Here is a 23330-nt window from a genome sequence, read left to right as displayed (position 1 = left end):
GTCTCTTTGATATTGACGCAAAATTAGAACAAATCAAAGGACTTGAGATTGAAATTTCAGATCCTTATTTTTGGAACGATCAAAACAAAGCAAAAAAAACTATGTCTGCACTTGATGCGCTAAAAAACATATGCACTCTTTGGCATGACATAGACATGCGAATAAAAGATTTAATCGAGTTAAAAGAACTTGCCGAAAGTGAAAATGATAAAGAACTTTTGAAAGACGTTGAAAATGGAAGCAGAAAACTTGAAAAGGTTTTATCAGTTTTTGAAACGAAGACAAAACTCGATGGAGAACATGACAGAAATAACGCGATTATGTCAATACATTCAGGTGCCGGCGGGACGGAATCGTGCGATTGGGCTCAGATGCTTGTTAGAATGTATTCGAGGTGGGCAGAAGATAAAGGTTTTGAAACGGAAGTCGTAGACAGCCTTGACGGCGATGAAGCAGGCATAAAAAGTTTGACTATGATAATAAAAGGCGGGTACGCATACGGGTTTTTGCAGTCGGAAATAGGCGTTCACAGGCTTGTCAGAATTTCTCCTTTTGACGCCAATAAAAGAAGGCATACGTCTTTTGCTTCAATTGACGTTATTCCGGAAATTGACGACGGCATAAACATAACTATTGATGACAAGGACATCAGAATTGACACTTATAGAGCTTCCGGAGCCGGCGGACAGCATATAAACAAGACGGATTCAGCGGTAAGAATCACGCATTTTCCTACAGGAATAATAGTACAGTCACAAAATGATCGTTCGCAGATAAAAAACCGCGCCACCGCCATGAAACTTCTTAAAGCAAAACTTTACGAACTTGAACGCGAGAAACAAAGAGCTTCATACGAAAAACATTACAGTGAAAAAGGTTCGATAGAATGGGGCAGCCAGATACGCTCATACATTTTTATGCCTTATCAGCTTGTCAAAGATACCCGTACGGGATATGAAACATCTCAAGTTGCAGCGGTCATGGATGGCGATATTGACGGTTTTATAAGTGCTTATCTTAATTGGAAACTCGAAAATAAAAAAAAGAGTATTTAGTCTTTTTTTGTTAATTTGACAAGGTTTTTATTATTTTATATTATCATTGTCAATAGATTTTAAATAGCCCAACCTATTTATTTACAAATAACCATATCAGGAGGATCATCATGGCAGTAAAAGTTGCAATTAACGGTTTCGGAAGAATTGGAAGATTGTCGTTCAGACAGATGTTCGGCGTAGAAGGGTATGAAGTCGTTGCTATTAACGATTTGACAAGCCCTAAAATGCTGGCTCATTTATTGAAATATGATTCGGCTCAGGGAACATACGCTCTTGCTGACAAAATAAAATTTACCGACAATTCTATTATTGTTGATGGAAAAGAAATCACGATTTATGCGGAAAAAGATGCAAAAGCTCTTCCGTGGAGAAAGCTTGGCGTTGACGTAGTGCTTGAATGTACCGGATTTTATACGTCAAAAGCAAAATCTCAGGCTCATATCGATGCAGGCGCAAAGAAAGTCGTCATTTCAGCTCCTGCAGGGGACGATATTCCTACGGTAGTATATAATGTCAATCATAAAATACTGACTGCCAAAGACAATATAATTTCAGCTGCTTCATGCACGACAAACTGCCTTGCCCCTATGGCAAAAGCGCTCAACGATTATGCAGCCGTTCAGAGCGGTATCATGATTACGATTCATGCTTATACAGGCGATCAAATGACGCTTGATGGACCTCATCCCAAAGGAGATTTGAGAAGAGCAAGAGCCGCTGCAGAAAATATTGTCCCGAATTCAACGGGAGCTGCAAAGGCGATAGGTTTGGTAATTCCAGAGCTTAACAAAAAACTTATCGGTTCTGCACAGAGAGTTCCTGTAAAAACAGGTTCAAGCACAATTTTGATAGCAGTCGTAAAAGGCAAAGACATAACAAAAGATTCTATAAATGCCGCTATGAAAAAAGCCTCTAATGAATCTTTTGGATATACTGAAGAAGAGCTGGTATCATCTGATGTCATAGGAATAGCTTACGGTTCTTTGTTTGATGCTACTCAGACGACGGCAATTAAAGTTGATGACGATACGTATCAAGTTCAGGTCGTCTCATGGTATGACAACGAAAACAGTTACACAAGCCAGATGGTCAGAACAATAAAATATTTTGCAGAAGTAAAATAATTACGATGTTATGTAAAAATATCTTGCTTTAATTTTAATCGGGTTTGGCCGTAAATCTCGGCTGAGCCCGATTTTTTAAAAAATTACTATTAAAAAGAAGGTAATTTATGAAAAAAACGCTTAAAGACATTGATGTAAAAGGTAAAAAAGTTTTGGTGAGAGTAGATTATAACGTGCCTCTTGACGCTAATCTCAATATTACAAACGATAAAAGAATAGCTGCAACTCTTCCGACGGTACAATATCTTTTGGAACAAAATGCTGCAATAATTCTCATGGCTCATTTGGGCAGACCGAAAGGAAAAGTGGCAGCAGAAATGAGTTTAAAGCCTGTTGCGCCGCGTTTAAGCGAATTGATAGGAAGACCAGTCAAATTTATAGATGGAGACTGCATAAGTCAAGAGTCAAAAAAAGCTGCTGCGGATTTAAAACCCGGCGAAATTCTTTTGCTTGAAAATCTCAGATTTCATCCCGAAGAGGAAGGCAAGAATTCTGCAGGGGAAAAAGATAAAGCCGCTATGGACGCTTTTGCGAAAGAGCTTGCTTCTTTGGGTGAAGTTTTTGTTCAGGACGCTTTTGGAACGGTGCATAGGTCGCACGCTTCGACTGCCGGAGTAGTAAAATACCTAAAAGACGCAGCCGCGGGCTTTTTGGTGGAAAAAGAATTGAAATTTTTAGGCGAAGCTCTTGACAATCCCGCAAGACCATTTCTTGCGATTTTGGGTGGAGCAAAAGTTTCAGATAAGATAAATGTCATAGAAAATCTTTTAAATAAAGTAAACGCGATAATTATCGGTGGTGCTATGGCATATACGTTTTTGAAATCGCAGGGAGTAAGCACAGGCACTTCTTTAGTTGAAGACGATAAACTTGACTTGGCTGCGGAACTTCTTAAAAAAGCAAAAGAAAAAAAAATAGATTTTCTCTTGCCAGTCGATCATGTCATCGCAAATAAAGTCGATTTTGCAAACAAAGCGGTTCCGTCGGATGCTGTCATTAACATTACAGCTGACGAAGCTATTCCCGAAGATTTTATGGGCGTTGATATAGGTCCGAAATCCATTGAAGAATTTGCCGAAACCATCAAGTCGGCTAAAACGGTAGTTTGGAACGGACCTTTGGGGATATTTGAAATCGACAGATTTTCAAAAGGAACAGTCGAAATAGCCAAACTCGTAGCGGAAGCTACTGGAGAAGGAGCGACTTCCGTTGTTGGAGGAGGAGATTCGGTCTCTGCTGTAAAGAAAGCAGGTGTTGATAAAAAGATTTCACATATTTCAACCGGCGGTGGAGCTTCTTTAGAATTTTTGGAAGGAAAAGAACTTCCAGGAATTGAAGCTCTTCCGGAAAAATAATAGACAATGATTTTTCGTGGTTTTTCGGCGACACTGCAAAAAAATTAAAATATTTTTTGGCTTTATAACGGAAAAAACTGTTAGTTTGACAAATAAACGGTTTTGTAGTATAATCACACAATATGAATATAATATATTATGCATTACAATTTGCACATTATGCGGTTTGTTTGGGTTTAATACTTGTTGTTCTTTTGCAAGCTGGAAAGAGCGGCGGTATGGCGGGTATTTTTGGTGGAGGCGGATCAGATCAAATATTTAATGCCCCTTCGGGAATGGCATTCATAAAGAAGCTGACAGTAGCTATGGCATGTATTTTTATGTTTACTTCTTTGACGCTCACGAAAGTTTCTACAAACATGAGCATGATGTCAGTGGTAAACCAGCTCTCTAATCTGCCTATAGCAGTTCCGCAGGAGCCTGTTCAGTAACGGCAAATTACGCTGAGGTGGCGGAATTGGCATACGCGCACGTTTGAGGGGCGTGTCCTTAACGGGATGCGGGTTCAAGTCCCGCCCTCAGCATAAAATTCGGCGATGATAAAGAAGCATGAGAAATAAATATTGTTCAAATCGTGCCTTCGAGTATAAATAAAAATTTGCTTTATTTGCGGGTGTAGTTCAGCGGTAGAACGTCTCGTTGCCAACGAGAAGGTCGTGGGTTCAAGTCCCATCGCCCGCTTATAATGAATAAAATGAAAACTCCGAGTAAAAGCGGAGTTTTTTGTCTTGTATAGCACAGAGTTCCCTTTAGTTAAATTTTAGAATATGCTATCATTTTCTGCAAACCGTTAAGTGATATTTTCGTATAATAATTATTAAAACTTATAAGGAGGATGCTGCTGATGCATGAGCACGGTATTGCCAGAGATTTGTGGAAAGTGATTTTAAGTGAGGCTGAGAAAAATAATTTGGCAAAAATAACAAAAATAACAGTAGTTTTAGGAACGGCTTCGGGGATTGAAAAGGATTTTCTAAATCACTCTTTTGTAGATCATATATTTGTCGAAAACGCAGTTGCCAAAGATGCGGTAATCGAATATGAAATCGTGCCGCTTGCAGCTCAATGCAATTTATGTTTAGAAGAGATAAGACCTTCGCAAATGGAATATTTAACGTGTCCTCATTGCGGAGCAAACGACATAAAGATTGTTTCAGGTCATGAAGTGTATGTTAAAAATATCGAAGGGGAGTAATGCTTTCTTAATTGAAGTCTACGGTACAGTACAGGGGCTGGGCTTTAGACCTTTTGTTTATAATCTTGCCGTTAAAAATAATTTAACGGGTTTTGTGTGCAATACCGGTATAGGCGTACAAATTACAGCCTGTGGGAAAAAATGCGATTTGAAAAAGTTTGTTTTGGAATTGAGAAAATCCGATTTCGACGCAGAATATTTTGTTAAAGAAATCGTTCCTAAAAAATTTTTGAATTTTACAATCAGTAAAAGTAAAAAAACCGAAATAATTTCCGATTTTCCGTATGATTTGGCTTTATGCAATGACTGTAGAAAGGAATTGTTTTCAAATACCGACAGAAGATATTTGTACCCTTTTATAAACTGCATAAAATGTGGTCCACGTTTTTCGATAATCAAAAAACTTCCTTATGACAGAAAAAATACCACGATGAATAAGTTTTCCATGTGCGGCGATTGTCTGCGTGAATACAACAATTCTTCAAACAGGAGGCTTCATGCTCAACCAAACGCCTGTCATAAATGTGGACCTAAATTGTCTTTGTTTACTCGTGATAAAGAACTTTTATCATATAGAAATCAAGCTTTAACGGACTCAGTCAAGTTTTTAAAAACGGGTAAAATTTTAGCCGTTAAAAGTATAGGCGGCTATCATCTGTGCTGCGACGCTTCAAATCCGAGAGCCGTAAATAAATTAAGAAAAAGAAAACAAAGACCTCATAAACCTTTCGCAGTTATGACTAATATAAGAATCGCCGAGAACCTTTGTTTTATAAATAAGTATGAAAAAGCGGAATTACTGTCAAAAAGTGCACCGATAGTTCTTTTAAAAAAAAAGGTTAAAATACCTATGCTTGATATGCTTGCACCAGATAATTCGTCGTTGGGAATAATGCTGCCGTATGCGCCGCTTCACTATCTTTTAATGGAAAAGATACCGCTTCTTGTAATGACTTCGGGGAATAAAATCGATGAGCCTATATCCATTAATGAAAAAGAAGCTTTTGAAAATCTCAACAAAACAGCTGATTATTTTCTCACGCATGACAGAGATATAGAAAACAGAGCGGATGATTCAATCGTAAAATTTTTGCCTGGAGGCAAAGAGAAAATAATTATAAGAAGAAGTAGAGGATATGTTCCAATGCCAGTAAAAACCGGCATTGGCACGGATATGTTTGCAGCTGGCGGAGATTTAAAAAATAATTTTTGTTTCATAAGAAAAGGCAATGCCTATCTTTCACAGTACGTTGGCGATTTGGCAGAAAACGCGAATTTAAAATTTTACAGTGAAAGCATAAATAAAATGAAATCTTTTCTTGATATAAATCCGATGATTTCAGTTTGTGATGCGCATCCGACATATTATTCGAGCTTGTATGCAAAGCAGCATTATAAAAAAGTAAATTTTGTTTGGCATCATTATGCGCATATGGCGTCGGTAATCGTCGAACATAATTTAAACGGGGATGTTTTGGGTTTTATATTTGACGGAAACGGCTATGGCGAAGATGGAAATATTTGGGGTGGCGAGTTTATTTTGTATTCAAAACAAAAATTTAAAAGAGCTGGACATTTCGGTTATTTTTGTCTTCCAGGTGGAGACGTATGCGTAAAAGAAGTATGGCGTTTGGCAGTCTCTCTTCTCTATAAATACAATCTTTTACAATATATGCCCACACATTTAAAAAAATATGACTATAAAACCATAATTAAAATAATTGAAAATAATGTCAATTCGCCTTTGACATCAAGTGCTGGCAGGATATTTGATGCCGTATCTTCTTTGCTCGGAATAAAAAATATATCCACTTTTGAAGCGGAAGCTGCCATCGCTTTAGAGTCAGCGGCAGATACATATAAAACGTCAGAATGTTATGGATATAATATAGAAAATGGCATAATTGATATATCGAAATTATTAAAAGGGATTTTAGAAAATATTAAAAGCAGAATTCCAGTTGAATGTATAAGCGCTAAATTTCACAACACGATTGCCGATATTGTCGTAAAAACAGCAAAAAAACATAAAATAAAACAAATAGCTCTTGGCGGAGGAGTATTTCAGAATGTATATTTATTAAACAGTATCGGAAAAAAACTGTTGTCATTGGGCTTTGATATTTATTACAATAAACAAATTCCTATAAATGATGGAGGTCTATGTCTGGGTCAGGCATATATAAATAATTTAATTTTAAAAAATAAAAATGAAAAACACATTATACACAAATGACAATCTATATATTATGAACGGGATGAACAGTCAATCTGTGGATTTGATTTATTTAGATCCGCCATTTAATTCTAAACGTATGTATTGCGCTCCCATTGGGACAAAAGCCGCAGGTGCAAGTTTTAAAGATATGTGGAGTTGGGAAGATATTGACGAATCTTATTTAGAAACTATGGCGGACAAATATCCTGTATTGACAACATTTATTTCATCTGTTGGTGTGATGCACAGCAAAGCGATGAAAGCATATTTAACTTATATGGCACAACGAATTATAGAAATGTATCGCATTTTGAAAGATACAGGCAGTATGTATCTGCATTGCGACCCGACTGCAAGCCATTATTTAAAAGCGCTGTTAGATGAAATCTTTGGGAAAGGTAATTTTAGAAATGAAATTGTGTGGCGAATTGGGTGGGTTTCAGGGTATAAAACACAAGCAGGCAAATTTATTAGAAATCATGATATAATTTTATATTATACAAAAAGTGATAATTTTGTATTTAATAAAGAATACATAACATATCCTCAAAACTATGTCCGCAGAGATGGTAAAAAACCTACAGGGAACGGTATTCCAATAGAGGATACTTGGAATTGTAATAACGGGGATGTATTAGATTCTATCGCAATTAAAAGTTTTAGTAAAGAAAAAACGGGTTATCCCACACAAAAGCCACTTGCTCTTTTGCGCCGCATTATAAAAGCCTCATCAAATGAAGGCGACATAGTGTTTGACCCATTTTGCGGCTGTGCGACCTCATGCGTTGCTGCGCAGCAATTAGGTAGAAAATGGATAGGTATTGACATTGAAAAACAGTCAGTTAATGTGTTGATTGACCGCTTAAGCGACGATGCAGGGTTGTTTAGTGATTTTGTTGCAGCGGATAAACCTCCAAAACGTACAGACATTAAAGAAGAACCTATAAATCAGCCTGTAAAACAACGGCTTTATGCAGACCAACAAGGAATGTGCAGAGCTTGCGGCGTTAAAATGGATATTTTCCAATTTGAAATAGACCATATTATTCCTAAAGTTAAGGGAGGCGGGGATTACTATGAAAACTATCAGTTATTATGCCCTCATTGCAATAGGACAAAAGGCGATAGACCAATGGAATACTTGCGTATGAAAATAAAATATCGCGAAGAAATCATGAAAACTAAAATTGTTTTTGGCGAGTAGGATATTTAATAATACTGTCGCCCCATCTTACCAAGATTTAAAGGGATAATTCTGAAAAATTTTTATTAATATAAAAGAGAAATGATATGATAGGCAAATTTAAGTTTTTACATTTTATGCTTCTAAGTTTATTATTTTTATTTGCATGTGTAGAAAGAAATACTCCTGAAAAAGCAAATTCTCTTCTCAGAGAAGGAAAATATGACGAAGCACTGGTGATATATGAAGCGATACTTAAAAAGAAACCGGGAGATATAGTATCTTTAAAATCTGTCGCCGACATTAAACTTGTAAAAAAAGATTTTCAGGGCGCCATTCAGGGATATAAAAAAGTCATTGAAGCGAATCCTGCTTACGGGGTAAGAGAGTTGGTTTCTATGCTTTCTTACAGCAAAAATGTAAGAGATATGGCTTCCGATGTGATTAAAGATATTGGGAACGGAAGAACGGAAGTTATCAGTGAAATATTGAAACGTATTGCCGAAGGTAATAATTATGTAAAAATAGATCATTTAAATGCGCTTGCAAGAATAGGAAAACCTGCTTCTTTTTGCGCAGGAACAGTTGCAGAGTATCTTGATAATGATTATTTCGGAATAAGAAAAGCGGCCTTGGAAACTCTCGGTACTTTTGATGCACTAAATCTTAAGTCGTCAGGAGCTATTGATAAAATGCTGGAACGCCTTAATGACGAAAATATTGTAGTCGTAGCAGAAGCTATAAAGAATTTTGGAATTTTAAAAGGTGGTGCCAATGAAACCGTTCCTGCTTTAATTAAAATGCTTACAAGACAGGAAGAAATAAGAGATTTAGCAAAGAAGGCCATATCGGATATAGGTGCTGCTGCAAAAAGTACTGTCTCGCAATTAGCAGCTTTGACAGACGGTAAAAATCCAAACATTATAAGAATTGCGACGATAGACACTTTTGCAGCTATGGGAAATCAGGCTAATGATGCAGTTCCCGTATTAATTCCTTTGCTTCAAGATAAAAATCATACTATCAGAATTGCTTCCGCCAATGCTTTGACAAGAGTGGGGAAGCCTTCAAATGAAGCCATCCCAGGTCTTATAAATCTTCTCAAACATAACAATATAGATGTAAAACTTAGAGCTATAGCGGAATTGTCGGATATGGGCAAATCGGCAAGCTCCGCTTTAACTTTTTTGAGTAATCTTTCGAGTAAAGATACCAACAAAGAAGTTCGCCAAGAAGCAAAAAAAGCTTACGATAAAATATATAAGGCAAAAAGGTAAAATGTGTCTTGCAACAGTTGGGAAAATATTAAAAATAGTTGATTCAAGTACAGCTGAGATTGATTTTGGAGGAATTAAATCCGAAATAAAAATAACGCTTTTGGACAATTTAAAATTGGGCGATTACGTTTTAGTACATGCCGGTTTTGCCATTAGCAAACTTTCTAAAAAAGACGCTAAAGATATTGTAGATGCGTCAAAAGAGTCGGGGTTGATATAGTGAGTGAAAAAGTATGTGTTTTCTGCGGTTCCAGTCTGGGAAAAGACAAAAAGTTTATAGAAACCGCGGTAGAACTAGGGAAACTTATTGCAAATGAAAATGCCGAATTGGTCTACGGTGGTGGAAAGGTCGGGCTTATGGGAGTTTTGGCAAATTCCGTTCTTGAAAACAGCGCAAAAGTTATCGGCATTATACCGCAGCAGCTAAAAGATATTGAAGTTTGTCATAATGGTTTAAACTCGCTGATTGTAACAAAAAATATGCATGAACGCAAAAATAAGATGTACGAACTTGCTGATTATTTTTTTGTGTTACCCGGGGGAATAGGGACTATAGACGAACTTGCCGAAGTACTTACGTGGTCACAACTGTGCATACATAAAAAAGCCTGCGCTTTAATAAACGTAAACGGATATTTTGATGATTTCATAAAGTTTTTACAAAAAAGCATTGAAGAAAAATTTTTTAAGAAGGAACACTTTGACATGCTTATCGTAACGGATTCTCTTGAAGACGCCTTTCAAAGATGCCGTTCCTTTATACATCCTGGACAAATAGATAAATGGACAAAAGAAACCAAGGAGCAGCCCTGTGCCGGCTGAAGAATCAAAAAAGACGACAAGACAATCCTATCGTCTTTCTAAAGGGATAAAAATAATGGAAGTATGCGGTACGCATACTATGACGATAGCCAGATACGGACTGCGCGATTATTTTGTTGGAACGGAACTTATTTCAGGTCCTGGTTGTCCTGTTTGTGTAACTCCTTCAAATCGCTTGGAACAATGCCTGCACTTGTTAAAAAATAAAAATATAGTAATTGCGACATTCGGCGATATGCTTAGAGTTCCGGCGTTTACCTCATCTCTTGAATTGGAAATTTTGAAAGGGGCTGATGTCAGGGTAATTTATTGCGTATATGACCCTTTGAAAATCGCCGAGGCAAATCCGGAAAAAGAAGTTGTCTTTATCGGAGCTGGTTTTGAGACTACATTACCTGCCGCGGCGGCAGTCATAAAAGAAGCTTATGAAAAAAAAATCAAAAATATTTCTGTTTTTTCGATGTTTAAAAGTATTTTTCCGGCTTTAAACATGCTTGTTTCTGATGATGATTTTGATATAAACGGGTTTATTCTCCCCGGAAATGTTGCTGCCATAGCCGGTGCCGGCGCTTTTAGATATGTGGCAGAAAAATATAAAATATCCTGTGCAGTAACGGGTTTTTCAAAAAAAGAAATAGTAGAAGCCATAGATTTTTTGATTAAAAATATCAAATCGCGCTCATGCGGATTTAAAAATATATATAAGGCGGTTGTAAACGAAGAAGGAAACATTAAAGCTAAAAATTTGATATCGGAAGTGTTTGATTTGAAAGATGACATATGGCGCGGGCTCGGTTGTATAAAAAAAAGCGGATTTAGGTTGAACAAAAAATATGCCACTTTTGATGCAGACATCAAATTTCAAGTTAAAGATGAAAAAGACATGAATAAAAAAGAGCCCTGCAGATGTGGAGATATAATGAGAGGAAAAATAAATCCTTATGGCTGCGGCTTTTTCGGAAAAAAATGTACTCCGTTAAAACCTTTGGGTCCGTGCATGGTTTCTTCCGAAGGTGTTTGCAGCGCATATTACAAATACGGAAAATACGATGGATAAAATAACCTTGGCACATGGTGCCGGAGGCAACGCATCCAAAGAACTTATAAACAAAGTTTTTAAAAAAGTGTTTTCAAATAAAGAACTGAATCCTCTTGACGACGGAGCTGTTTTAAAAATAAAAAATATGAAACTTGCTTTTGCTACGGATTCATTTGTCATAAATCCGATTTTTTTTAAAGGCGGGGACATAGGAAAACTTGCTGTTTGCGGAAGCGTTAACGATATTTCGATGATGGGTGCACGACCTTTGGCTTTATCTGCTGCGGCGGTTATAGAAGAAGGTTTTCCTGTAAAAGATTTGCAAAAAATAACGTTTTCAATGGCAAAACAGGCAAAGCTGGCAGGCGTCAATATAGTTACCGGGGATACGAAAGTCATGAAAAAAGGCGAGGTTGACGCAATATTTATCAATACGAGTGCGATAGGAATTATCGGAAAAAAAATCAATCTTTCTGGCTCAAACGCAAAATATGGAGATACTATAATAGTGAGCGGAAATATAGCAGAGCACGGAGCAGCCGTCATGCTTTCAAGAAATGATTTTGGTTTTAAATCTTCAATAAAAAGTGATTGCGCTTGTTTAAATTTTTTGGTGCAGGATATTTTAAAAGTATGCCCTGACGTTCGCGTTATGAGAGATCCGACCCGAGGTGGAGCTGCGGCGGTTCTTAATGAAATTGCCGAAAGTTCCAATGTCGGCATAATAATAGAATATGACAAAATTCCTATGGCAAATAATGTGGCGGCTTTTTGCAGAATACTTGGTTTAGATCCTTTATATATGCCGAATGAAGGAAAGATGATTTCTTTTCAGAAAGAGTCCGATACAGGAAAAGTTATTACAGCATACAAAAAAAATTCTTTAGGGAAAAAAGCTGCGGTTATAGGGAAAGTCGTGAAAGATCCTAAAGGGGTATGGGTAAAAACCGTTTCGGGAAATCTGAGAAAAATTCTTAATATCGATACTGAACAATTACCGAGAATCTGCTGATATGCAGCAGAGGGAGAATATTATGCTAAAGGTGCTTGTTACTGGGTCTAACGGTTTTATAGGTAGTCATATAGTTGAAGCATTATTGTCTAAAAAGCACCAGGTTACCTGTGTCGTAAGAAAAACATCGGACTTGTCGTGGATAAGTCATCTGCCGGTTTTTTTTAAATACGGAGATTTAAACGACATAAAATTTTTAGAAATATGCGTAAAAAATATTGACATAATAGTGCATTGTGCCGGCCGCGTAAGAGCTTTTAACAGAGAAGATTATTTTAAAGGCAATGTCGAGTATACCAAAAACCTATGTAATGCCGTTTTAAAAATGAATCCATCATTAAAAAAGTTCATTTTTATTTCATCTCAGGCAGCTATGGGTCCTGGCAGTTCCGCAAATCCAAAAAAACTTAATGAAGAAGAAACACCTGTTTCGGATTACGGTTTGAGTAAGATTGCAGCCGAAGAAGAAATACAGGAACTCTTTTTGGGGAAAATTCCCTATACAATATTAAGACCAGCGTCGGTTTATGGTCCGAGGGATAAAGATATTTTTATATTTTTCAATCTTGTAAACAAACATTTAAGACCTTTTACAGTTGAAAAAAGGGTTTTGCAACTGGTATATGTAAAAGATGTAGCACGATGCGTTTGTACATGTCTTGATAACAAAAAAAGCGATAATAGGACATATTATCTTGCTGAGGAAACGCCTTACACGTGGTCACAGGTGGGACAGGTAATTTCCAAAGCCGTAGGCAGAACAGCTATGCCTATACCGATTCCGGATTTTGTTTTTAAGTTTGCAGGCATGGCAGCCCAGTCGTTCTCATATATCACAGGAAAGCCTGCGGTGCTTAATAAGCAAAAAATAAACGAAATGCTCCAAGAATACTGGATTGCCGATAATACTTGCGCCCGGGTTGATTTAGGTATTGAGTTTACCAAACTTGAAATTGCTTCTAAAATAACATATAATTGGTATTTAAATAATAAATTTTTTTAGTATGCAAAAAGGGAGATCGTTCAAATGAGTTCTGATATTTTTGAGAAATGTCTCAACTTCCATGATGCCAACGAACTTAAAAAATCCGGATTTTATCCATATTTTCATACAGTAGAATCGCAGCAGGGTCCGGAAACTGTAGTTGACGGTAAGAAAAAAATCGTTGTCTGTTCAAATAATTATCTTGGACTTGCAAGCCATCCTAAAGTAATAGAATCTTCAATAGAAGCTGTAAAGAAATATGGAACTTCGGGAACGGGTTCAAGATTTCTTAACGGAACAAGCGATCTGCATGAGAAAGTCGAAAAGAAATTTGCAAAATTTATCAATAAAGAGTCAGCCGTTCTTTTTACTACGGGGCATCATTCGAATTTAGGTGCTATTTCCAGCCTTGTGGGAAAAGGCGAAGTCATAATAACCGATAAACTTGACCATGCTTCCATTATTGACGGCTGCCGCCTTTCTTTCGGAGAAATGGCAAGATTTAGGCATAATGATATGTCCGATCTTGAAAGACAGCTTGCAAAAAATCAGGGAAGGGGAATGCTTATAGTAGTTGACGGCATATTCAGTATGGAAGGCGACATAGCAAACTTGCCTGAAATTTCAAAACTTGCAAAAAAATATGGAGCAAAAGTTTATGTTGACGAAGCACACTCACTTGGCGTAATAGGCGAAAATGGCAGAGGAACTGGCTCTCACTTTAATATAGAAGAAGATGTTGACGTTTTGATGGCAACTGCTTCAAAATCTTTGGCATCGATAGGCGGTTTTATCGCAAGCAGAAACGAAGTGATAGATTATATAAAACATGCATCAAGATCAATGATTTTTACCGCAAGCCTTCCTCCTGCGTGTGTAGGTGCGATAGATACGGCTTTAGATTTAATAATTCAGGAACCCGAAAGAAGAATGAAACTTATGGAAAACTCCAAAAAAATGAAAACGGCTTTTCAGTCTATGGGCTATAAAACAAACAATTCTCAGTCGCCGATAGTACCTTTAACTGTAGGCAGTGATTTGACGGCTTTTAAAATGTGGAAGATGCTTTTTGACGAAGGCGTGTTTGCTTCTCCAGTAGTCACTCCGGCTGTTCCCGAAGGGCAGGCGATAATAAGAACAAGCTACATGGCAACCCATACGGATGAACATCTGAACTTTATCCTTGACAAGTTTTCAAAAGTCGGCAAAGCTCTGGGCATAATCTCTTAAACATATATACACGGCAGGATAAGAACATGAGAATTTCTAAAGTCGAAACCTCGAGACAGTTCAGGCAATTCATCCGTTTTCCATGGAAGATTTATTCAAAAAAAAGCCCTTGGGTAGCACCTCTTATATCCGATACGATAGAAATTTTGTCGGATGACAAAAATCCTTTTTGGCTTCATGCAAAAAAACAGCTTTTTCTTGCTTATGATGAAAACGGAAGGATAACAGGTAGGATAGCGGCTATAATTGATTACAATTATATAAATTTTCAAGATGACAACTGCGGTTTTTTCGGTTTTTTTGAATGCATTGATGATGATGTTACAGCAAAGGCTCTTTTTGATGCCGTAAAAAACTGGCTTAACGAAAAAGGCATAAATAAAATGATGGGGCCGATGAATCCATCTACAAATGACGAACTCGGTTTTCTGTCGGAAGGTTTTGATTTGCCTCCTGCTCTTATGATGAGTTATACGCCGCAGTACTATCTCAGTATTGCGGAAAAATCAGGACTCAAAAAAATAAAAGAACTTTATGCCTATGATATGGATGTTACTGGGGATTCAAGACTTGGGCGTCTTGAAAAAGTAGTACAAATGGCAAAAAAAAAGCTCCCGACTCTAAAAGTGAAATCGCTAGGCAAAGATACTTTTGACGAAGATTTAAAATCCGCGATATCCATATATAATAGAGCTTGGGAAAAAAATTGGGGTTTTGTTCCTTGGAGCGATGAGGAGTTTGCAGTGTTGGCTTCAAAAATGAAGCCGCTTCTCGATCCTGATATGATAATAATAGCATCGCTTTCTGGTGTGCCTGTCGGAATGCTTATTTCTTTGCCAGATTATAATCAGGTACTAAAAAAGCTTAATGGAAGTCTTTTACCTTTTGGTATCTTCAAATATCTGTATTATAAGAATAAAATCGACAGACTCAGACTTATGGTCATGGGAGTGATAAAAGAGTACAGACATAAAGGTATTGAAGCTATAATGTATGAAAAAGGGCTGAAAAACGCTTTAAAAAACGGGTATAAACATTGTGAGCTTTCATGGGTACTTGATGACAATGTCATGACGCGGCGTACCGCCGAAATGATGAATGGAAAAATATATAAAAAGTACAGCATATATGGTGCTTAATAATAATTGATTTTATAGTGAAAAGTTTGTAAAATCAAATACTATAAAAACTTTTGCGGAGGAAAAGAAATGGCAATGAAGGTATCAAAGAAAAAAGTTACGACTATATCCGATTCTGAAGAAAAGAATGAAATAAAAAATAAAACCACTGCAAAAAAGACAAAGACAAAAACAAGAAAAAAGACGACAAAAACCTCTGATGCCAAGAAAATGAAATCTGTAGAGGAAACTAAAGAAATAAAAACTGAGGTTAACAATTACCCGAATGCATATATAGTAATAGATCATCCGATAGATATGGAGACGATATACGGCAATCATTATGCAATAAGAGTGGGTGCATCAACTGATGGGTATGTTGAAATTTCGTTTAATAACGGCGAATGGCAGCCTTGCAGATATGACGCGGGATATTGGTGGTTTGACTGGACATATTTCGCAAAGGACGATTATTTTATAGTTGTAAGGCTTATGGATCCCGGCGGAAATCTTATCATGGAAACTGCTCCTAGGAAGTGCAGAATATGCTGATTAGAAAAAAAAATACTACTGACGGAATAAGCGGACTTTACAAAGATATAGGCAAACTCTGTATTTTTGCGGCATTTGCTTATTCCACTTTTGTTTTGATAGCTACGGTTTTAAGTAAAAACGAAGATGATGATTATCAGGACAGGCTCAGAAAAGCTTATGCAGGGCTTTCTCCAGAAGAATATTGAATCTCTTGCCGATATAAATAAATCATGAAATCACGGAAAAAATAATGTATTTAAAAAAAATCGAAGTATGCGGTTTTAAATCTTTTGCCGACAGAACCGTTTTAAGCTTTGAAAAAGACATATCCGGCATTATAGGACCTAACGGCTGTGGCAAATCCAATATATCGGATGCTATACGTTGGTGCCTAGGAGAACAGCGCGCAAAATCCATGAGAAGTTCTCAAATGCAGGAAGTTATTTTTGGCGGGACACAGACAAGAGCTACTACAGGTATGGCGGAAGTTTCTCTTACATTTGACAATTCGCAAAATGTCCTGCCTATAGATTACTCTGAAGTGACCGTAACAAGAAGGCTTTTTAGAAGTGGAGAAAGCGAATACTTTATAAATAAGACGCACTGTAGGCTTAAAGACATAAAAGATATGTTTTTAGATACGGGAATAGGTTCCGACGGATATTCCATAATAGAGCAGGGGAAAGTAGATTTTCTTACTACTGCAAAACCCGAAGACAGAAGAGAACTTTTCGAAGAGACCGCAGGTGTGGCAAAATATAAAGTCAGAAGAGAAGAGACTTTAAGAAGGCTTGAAAAAATCGACATAGACATGTCGCGTTTATCCGACTCTCTTGCAATACATAAACATCAGATTGCGGCTTTAGATATTGCCGCAAAAAAAGCCAAACAATATAAAAAATATCAGGAAGATATTGCCAAATACGAAACCGCCGCGCTTGTGCAGCACATTGCTTACGGAAATAATGAGATTGACAGATTAAAAAAAGAACTCGATCCAAAGATAAAAGAGTTCGAAGAAAATAATACTTCGGCAAACCGTCTGGACGCCGACATTCAGGAAATGCGTCTTTCTCTGGATGAAAAAAACGAACAATATGTAAATATTAACAGAGAATTAAGCGACATAAAAACCAAAATAGGCGTTGCCGATCAAATAATACGGAATTCCGCTCAAAGAGAGTCGGAAATAAGAGCTGAACAGGAAGCTCTTTCCCAAGAGCTTGAAATTAACAGGGGAAAAGTCATTCAATATGAAGAGCAGTTAAATTCGATCAATACCGATGACAGCTCTCTTGTGGCAGAAACTGAAAATCTTGAGAAAATATATAAAGAAAAAGAGCAGCGCTATAATTCGATAAAATCTAGACTTTTGGAAATAGAAACTCAGGAAACAGCAATACGTTCAAGGCTTTCTGAACTTGAAACAGAAAAGGAAACCCTGATAAATTCAAAGGCCGAATTTTCCGAAACGAAAATACATCTTGACGCCGAAATGGCTTCTTTAAATAGAATAATCGCAAGGCTTGAAAGCGAAATAGAACCTGCAAACCGCGAAATTTCCGCTATCAAAGCGGAACTTGCCGCTGCAAACGAATCTTTAATTTTAATTGAGTCAAAAAAAGAAGAAATAAATAAAACCGTTTTGGAAAATGAAGAAAAAACAAACGATTTGGAAAGCAGACTTTCCGCGCTTAAAGAAAATCTTGCTTCAAATGAATCAAGAATCGCCACTCTTCAGGAATTTGATCAACGCGATCCGCTGCGTTCCGCCATAAGATCCGTGTTAAACTTAGGTATAGCAAGGGGCCCGGTAAGCAGCTTAATAGATTCAGATGACGATAAAGACGAACTTATAGCTTCGGCTTTAGGAGAAAAACTTAACTATTTGGTCTGCACAGATTCGGCAAAAGCTGAAGAAGCCATAAAGTTTTTGGAAGATAACGGGCTTTGCAGGCTTTCATTTATCATTGAAGAAAAAATTCCGCAAGGGCAGGGTTCACCTGCGCTGGGATTGCCGATGGGTTTTACAGAACTTATAAAGTATATCAGATATTCTTCGGAAAATGAAAAAATAATTAAATTTATATGTGCAAATATTATAACTTCAGGTTCAAAAGTTTACGGAAACGTCATAGTTCAGGGCGGTGGAAAAAGTTCGTTTGAAAAACCTGTTTTAATCGAAGATCAGATTAAAAGACTTCGGGAGAAAAGTGCCGAAATTAGAGTAGAAATCACTTTGGTTCAATCTGAAATAGAGAGCATTGATGAATATCAGATAAATTCCAGACTTGAAAAAGAAAAATTCAGCTTTGATACGGTAAAAATTAAAACACAGATTGAAAGCAGGCGGGAGCAGATTGAAGAGAAAAGAAACGACATAAAAAATACGGTTGATGAGATAAACAGGCATAAAAAAGAAATCGATTCAAAAAGTGGAGATATCGGCTCGCTTAGCGAAAAAATTTCCATTTTTGACGAACGGATAACAAAAATTGACGATGAAGAAAATGCTCTTTACAAAGAATTGAAAAATGCCGAAAGCGAGATAATTTTCGTAAGAAAAGAAGAGGAGGAAATCGCTCCGCTTATGATGGACGCGCGAAGCGCATGGGATAAAAAAGCTTCCGAAATGGGAAATAAACAGAAAGGCCGACAGTATATTTTCGACAATATAGAAAACATAAAACGGCAGATAGAATATGCCATAAATAAAACTGCCGAAAATGAAGCAAAGCTTTCAGAGCTTTTAACCTCGCAGGAAACCGAAACCGTGCAAATCCGCCGGCACTACGAAGAACAGTCGCAAAAAGAAGCGTTAATTCAGGTTTCACTAAATGACAAGCAAAATTTTCAGGACAGCATAGATGAAAAAACTGCGCAATGTCACGAAATGCGAAATAAAGTTGACGATTTGAACACCGAAATGACCGCCATGCAGGTTGATTTGAAAAATTTTGAATACCAAAAAAGCGATTTACAAAAACGTCTTATTGAAACTTACGGCAAGCCCTATGAAGAGATAAAAAATGATTATGACGGAGTAGAAGTTAATCATGAGGAAATAAACAAAATAAAAAGAAAAATGGAATCGTTAGGTTCTGTAAATTTGGCCGCGCAGGAAGAGTACGATGCTTTGGAACAGAGATACAATTTTTTATTGACCCAGCAGCGTGATTTGCTCAAAGCCAAAGACGATTTGCATGAAGTTATAAAGAAAATAAATACATCTACAATAGAGAATTTTAGGAAAACGTTTGATGTTGTCAGAGGCAATTTTAAAGATCTCTACAGAAAGCTTTTCGGCGGAGGGGAAGCCGATCTAATGCTGACCGATGAAAACAATCTTCTTGAGAGCGGGGTTGACATTTATGCACAGCCTCCCGGAAAGAAGCTTCAAAATATTTCCTTATGCTCCGGAGGAGAAAAAGCTTTAACTGCGGTAGCTCTGCTTTTTGCTTTTTTTATGGTAAAACCTTCTCCTTTCTGTATACTGGATGAAGTTGACGCGTCTCTTGATGACGCCAATGTGGGAAGATACATAGCGATGATAAAAGAATTTTCTTCAAAAACGCAATTTTTGGTCGTTACGCACAATAAGCGAACTATGGAGATGGCGGATATTCTTTACGGAGTTACTATGGAAGAACACGGTGTGTCGAAAATTATTTCGGTTAGAATCAATAAAGATGACAATTCCCAAGAGACATCCGTCGGTTAAGATGACAAAAATAAGCCTTTTAAAATGCTGCGGCTATGACAAAGCAGATAGTGCCGTCAGGGAAACGTTAAATCTTCTAGGCGGAATTTCGTCGTTTATAAAGCCGGGCGAAAAAATTCTCATCAAACCCAATCTTCTAAGCGCTAAAACTCCTGATAAAGCCGTTACTACTCATCCAGAAATAGTGAGAGCCATAATACGTCTTGTAAAAAGTGTTGGGGCGGTTGTCTCAGTTGGAGACAGTCCGGGTGGAATATATTCGTTGGATATAAATAATTTGTGGAAAGTTACCGGCATGTCGGATGTTTGCAGAGAAGAAAATGTCGAACTTATAAGCTTTGAATCCGCAGGGTCTCATAAAATCGATGTTAACGATGCAAATATTAAAAAAGTACTTTTTTCAAAAGCGGTTTTGGACTGCGACGGCATAATAAATCTTCCAAAATTGAAAACTCATTCTCTTATGGCTTTTACTGCCGGAATTAAAAATTTATATGGCTGTATTCCCGGCATGATAAAAGTTGAATATCACAAATACGCTTCAAAGAATGCCGATTTTGCCCGTCTTTTGTCCAATATATATTTATTTTTAAAAAATAAAATAAGATTTACTTTGATTGACGGGATTTTGGCTATGGAAGGCAATGGTCCTAGTTCTGGCGATATAAGGAAAGCCGATTTAATAGCGGCTTCTACAGACACGCTTATGCTTGACGTTTTTCTTTTTAGTTTTTTAGGTGGAAATATATCAAAAAACCATGTTTTCAAAAATTTGGACATAAAAGAAAAAGATTTAACCCGCTTGTCGATTGTTGGCGTGCTTCCAGGAGATTTCAATTTAAATAAATTTTCGTTTCCACAAACCAAAGCACTTGATATAGTGCCGAAACCTCTGGTAAAAATCATAGGCAAATTTTTATGGATTAGGCCGGTAATTGATATTTCAAAATGCGTTGGATGCATGTTTTGTGCGAAATCCTGTCCAGTAAAAGCCATAAAAAGAAAAGATAACGAAAAATATCCTTCAGTGACAGACGAAAAATGCATAAGCTGTTTTTGCTGTCATGAACTCTGTCCATACAAAGCGGTAGATTTTAAAAGAAGCTTCCTGGCTAAAATTTTGATGTATTTAGAGCGTAAATATAATAAAAACGCTGTATAAAGGTAAAAAACACTATTTTAATAAAAACAAAAATACCTCTAAAATGGAGCTGGAAATGCCAAAGGTAGATTATATAGTTCCTGAATTTAATAAATTAAAATTTAAGGAACTTTTTAAAAACTTGGATTTTAAAGAAGACAGTGTCAGGGAAGAGATAATTTTGCCTTTGCTGAAAAGTTTGGGGTATAGACAAGAAAGCATAGTGCGCAGTAAAAGTTTTAAATTGAAAATAGGGAGTCAACAAAAAGAAATTCCAATAATTCCTGATTATTTGTTAGAAATAGAAGGGAAATATTCTTGTGTTATAGATGCGAAAGCGCCGAAAGAAAATATTATAAGCGGTGGAAATATTGAGCAGGTATACAGTTATGCGATGCATCCTGAAATAAGGAGTTTATATTTTGCTTTATGCAATGGCAGAGAGTTTTCACTTTTTAGAACTTCAATATTGGAGAGGCCAATTTTATTTTTTGCGATAGAAGATATAAACGACAATTGGGAAAAGTTGAAATATTACATTTCGTCTGATAGTTTTCACAGTGGGAAAGATTTTGTTTATGAGCCGTGTAAAAAATATAGGAATAGTTTTGATTATGGGAATAGGCCTTTATTAGATGAGATTGAAGTAAAAAAAAGAGCAGCAAAAAGACATTGTGGAGTTCATGGATATTTTACACGACAAGTATGGAATGTTGTCGCAGAATATATAAAAAATTTTACGCAAAAAGGGGATATAGTGTTAGACCCTTTTGGCGGTTCGGGCGTAACGGCAATAGAAGCGTTAATGAATGGGCGAAAAGCGATAAACATAGATTTAAATCCGATGGCTGTATTTTTAGTAAAATCTTTAATATCGCCAGTTAAAGTGTCTGAATTAGGTGCAGCATTTAGCCAAGTAAAGCAAGAATATATAGAGAAAGAGCCGAAAACAGAAAAAGAAATTAAACAGTCCTTGAAGAAATATCCATTGCCTAGAAAACTTGCACTGCCAAAAAGTTCTGACGTTGATACAGTGGACAAGCTATTTAGCGATGAGCAGACAGCAAAACTTGCATTGTTAAAATCAACAATTTTAAAGCAGAAAGATAAAAATATAAGAGATTCTTTATTGTTAATATTTTCAGGTATTATAGGAAGAGCAAATAAAACTTGGTATGCTGTCGGTGGGGAATTTGGCGGAGGAGAATCTGTTTTTAGATATTTTAGATATAGAAACGCTCCTCAACCTTCAAATCTTAATATAATCAAATATTTTGAACTCAGATTTAAACGCATATTAGAAGCCAAAAAAGAAATAGAGTATTTCATCAATGAGCAGACGATTGACAATATTCAAATTGTCAAAGGTACGGCAACGGATTTATCATTTATAAAGAATGAAACAGTTGACTATATTTACACGGATCCTCCATACGGGAAAAAAATTCCTTATTTAGATTTATCTGTAATGTGGAACGCATGGCTTGATTTAAAAGTCAGCGAAGAAGATTATGAACTTGAAGCAATAGAAGGTGGGGAGCATAATAAAACAAAAGAGGATTACAATGAATTAATATCAAAGAGCATAAAAGAAATGTATCGTGTATTAAAATATGATAGGTGGTTATCTTTTGTTTTTGCACATAAAGACCCTGAATTTTGGCATTTGATTATAGATACTGCGGAAAGTTGTGGTTTTGAATATGCGGGAGCAGTGTCGCAAAAAAACGGACAGACAAGTTTTAAGAAAAGACAAAATCCATTTACAGTTTTATCGGGGCAGCTTATAATAAATTTCAGGAAAGTAAAGAATCCGAAATCAATAATGAAAGCGAATCTAGGGATGAAGATAGCGGATATAGTAATGCAGACGATAGAGGGAATAATTGCAAAAAACAACGGAGCTAGTTTGGAGCAAATAAATGACGAATTGATTATTAAAGGGTTAGAGCTGGGATTTTTAGATTTATTAAAAAAAGAGTATTCAGATTTGACGCCATTATTGCTTGAAAAATTTGATTATGATGAAGAAACAGAAATATATAGTATAAAAGAAAACAAAAAGTTCACGGCGCAAATAGATGTTAAATTGAGGATAAAATACTATATTATAAGTTATCTTAGGAGAATGGAAAGAGAGAATAAAGTTGTTGATTTTGATGAGATAGTTTTAAATATCATGCCTCTGTTGAAAAATGGGACGACGCCTAAAAAGCAAACAATATTAAGTGTTTTAGAAGATATAGCTTACCGTTCTGGCAAAAACGGCTGGACTTTAAGGAAAAACGCACAATTAACGTTAGAGGGATTGTTGTAAT

At 36.6% G+C, this 23330-nt stretch carries 20 protein-coding genes and 2 tRNA genes; all 22 read left to right on the top strand.

Going from position 1 to position 23330, the window contains the following annotated elements; genetic code table 11:
* Window positions 1-11: 11 nt before the first annotated feature.
* The 22 genes from prfB to LBD46_05715 all read left to right on the top strand — a co-directional run bounded on the left by prfB (window position 12) and on the right by LBD46_05715 (window position 23329).
* The gene (gene prfB / locus LBD46_05820) at window positions 12-1055 is read left to right on the top strand and encodes a peptide chain release factor 2 (GenBank protein MDR2426677.1); all 1044 of its coding nucleotides are present in this window, start codon (window positions 12-14) and stop codon (window positions 1053-1055) included.
* A gap of 110 nt (window positions 1056-1165) precedes the next feature.
* Window positions 1166-2182, top strand: coding sequence for a type I glyceraldehyde-3-phosphate dehydrogenase (gap, locus tag LBD46_05815; GenBank protein MDR2426676.1), 1017 nt, complete (start codon window positions 1166-1168; stop codon window positions 2180-2182).
* 107 nt (window positions 2183-2289) lie between these two features.
* The gene (locus tag LBD46_05810) at window positions 2290-3537 is read left to right on the top strand and encodes a phosphoglycerate kinase (protein MDR2426675.1); all 1248 of its coding nucleotides are present in this window, start codon (window positions 2290-2292) and stop codon (window positions 3535-3537) included.
* Between the two features lie 122 nt (window positions 3538-3659).
* Window positions 3660-3968, top strand: coding sequence for a preprotein translocase subunit SecG (gene secG, locus LBD46_05805; protein ID MDR2426674.1), 309 nt, complete (start codon window positions 3660-3662; stop codon window positions 3966-3968).
* A gap of 11 nt (window positions 3969-3979) precedes the next feature.
* Window positions 3980-4061, top strand: a tRNA-Leu gene (locus LBD46_05800).
* Between the two features lie 85 nt (window positions 4062-4146).
* Window positions 4147-4218, top strand: a tRNA-Gly gene (locus tag LBD46_05795).
* A gap of 154 nt (window positions 4219-4372) precedes the next feature.
* Window positions 4373-4732, top strand: a complete 360-nt coding sequence (locus tag LBD46_05790; GenBank protein ID MDR2426673.1) for a hydrogenase maturation nickel metallochaperone HypA — start codon at window positions 4373-4375, stop codon at window positions 4730-4732.
* The gene (gene hypF, locus LBD46_05785) at window positions 4707-6968 is read left to right on the top strand and encodes a carbamoyltransferase HypF (protein ID MDR2426672.1); all 2262 of its coding nucleotides are present in this window, start codon (window positions 4707-4709) and stop codon (window positions 6966-6968) included. Before LBD46_05790 ends, hypF begins: the two co-directional genes overlap by 26 nt.
* Entirely contained in the window at window positions 6943-8154 is a 1212-nt protein-coding gene (locus LBD46_05780) for an HNH endonuclease (protein MDR2426671.1), read from the top strand. The genes hypF and LBD46_05780 overlap by 26 nt, the downstream gene beginning before the upstream one ends.
* 86 nt (window positions 8155-8240) lie before the next feature.
* Window positions 8241-9410, top strand: a complete 1170-nt coding sequence (locus LBD46_05775) for a HEAT repeat domain-containing protein (GenBank protein MDR2426670.1) — start codon at window positions 8241-8243, stop codon at window positions 9408-9410.
* Between the two features lies 1 nt (window position 9411).
* The gene (locus tag LBD46_05770) at window positions 9412-9630 is read left to right on the top strand and encodes a HypC/HybG/HupF family hydrogenase formation chaperone (protein MDR2426669.1); all 219 of its coding nucleotides are present in this window, start codon (window positions 9412-9414) and stop codon (window positions 9628-9630) included.
* Window positions 9630-10232 carry a TIGR00730 family Rossman fold protein gene (locus tag LBD46_05765; GenBank protein MDR2426668.1) on the top strand — a complete coding sequence of 201 codons (603 nt, stop codon included), beginning with the start codon at window positions 9630-9632 and terminating at the stop codon, window positions 10230-10232. Before LBD46_05770 ends, LBD46_05765 begins: the two co-directional genes overlap by 1 nt.
* A complete protein-coding gene (gene hypD, locus LBD46_05760; protein MDR2426667.1) occupies window positions 10222-11289 on the top strand; it encodes a hydrogenase formation protein HypD in 1068 nt (355 codons plus the stop codon). The genes LBD46_05765 and hypD overlap by 11 nt, the downstream gene beginning before the upstream one ends.
* Entirely contained in the window at window positions 11282-12283 is a 1002-nt protein-coding gene (gene hypE / locus LBD46_05755) for a hydrogenase expression/formation protein HypE (GenBank protein ID MDR2426666.1), read from the top strand. Before hypD ends, hypE begins: the two co-directional genes overlap by 8 nt.
* A 22-nt stretch (window positions 12284-12305) precedes the next feature.
* Complete coding sequence (locus LBD46_05750; GenBank protein MDR2426665.1) at window positions 12306-13286, top strand: NAD-dependent epimerase/dehydratase family protein; 981 nt, start codon at window positions 12306-12308, stop codon at window positions 13284-13286.
* A gap of 24 nt (window positions 13287-13310) precedes the next feature.
* Window positions 13311-14498, top strand: coding sequence for a pyridoxal phosphate-dependent aminotransferase family protein (locus LBD46_05745; protein MDR2426664.1), 1188 nt, complete (start codon window positions 13311-13313; stop codon window positions 14496-14498).
* Window positions 14499-14524: 26 nt separating this feature from the next.
* Entirely contained in the window at window positions 14525-15637 is a 1113-nt protein-coding gene (locus LBD46_05740; GenBank protein ID MDR2426663.1) for a hypothetical protein, read from the top strand.
* A 69-nt stretch (window positions 15638-15706) separates the two neighbouring features.
* Window positions 15707-16168, top strand: coding sequence for a hypothetical protein (locus tag LBD46_05735; GenBank protein ID MDR2426662.1), 462 nt, complete (start codon window positions 15707-15709; stop codon window positions 16166-16168).
* A complete protein-coding gene (locus LBD46_05730) occupies window positions 16162-16356 on the top strand; it encodes a hypothetical protein (protein MDR2426661.1) in 195 nt (64 codons plus the stop codon). Before LBD46_05735 ends, LBD46_05730 begins: the two co-directional genes overlap by 7 nt.
* Window positions 16357-16400: 44 nt before the next feature.
* On the top strand, window positions 16401-19871 hold the full coding sequence (gene smc, locus LBD46_05725) for a chromosome segregation protein SMC (GenBank protein MDR2426660.1): 3471 nt from the start codon (window positions 16401-16403) through the stop codon (window positions 19869-19871).
* The gene (locus LBD46_05720; protein MDR2426659.1) at window positions 19840-21033 is read left to right on the top strand and encodes a DUF362 domain-containing protein; all 1194 of its coding nucleotides are present in this window, start codon (window positions 19840-19842) and stop codon (window positions 21031-21033) included. The genes smc and LBD46_05720 overlap by 32 nt, the downstream gene beginning before the upstream one ends.
* 55 nt (window positions 21034-21088) lie before the next feature.
* The gene (locus LBD46_05715; protein MDR2426658.1) at window positions 21089-23329 is read left to right on the top strand and encodes a type I restriction enzyme HsdR N-terminal domain-containing protein; all 2241 of its coding nucleotides are present in this window, start codon (window positions 21089-21091) and stop codon (window positions 23327-23329) included.
* The last annotated feature ends 1 nt before the right edge of the window (window position 23330 follow it).

The organism is Candidatus Endomicrobium procryptotermitis, assembly GCA_031279415.1.
GTDB lineage: Bacteria > Elusimicrobiota > Endomicrobiia > Endomicrobiales > Endomicrobiaceae > Endomicrobium_B > Endomicrobium_B procryptotermitis.
The sequence above is the reverse complement of the archived record's forward strand: the minus strand, read 5'-3'. Positions and strand labels throughout refer to the sequence as shown.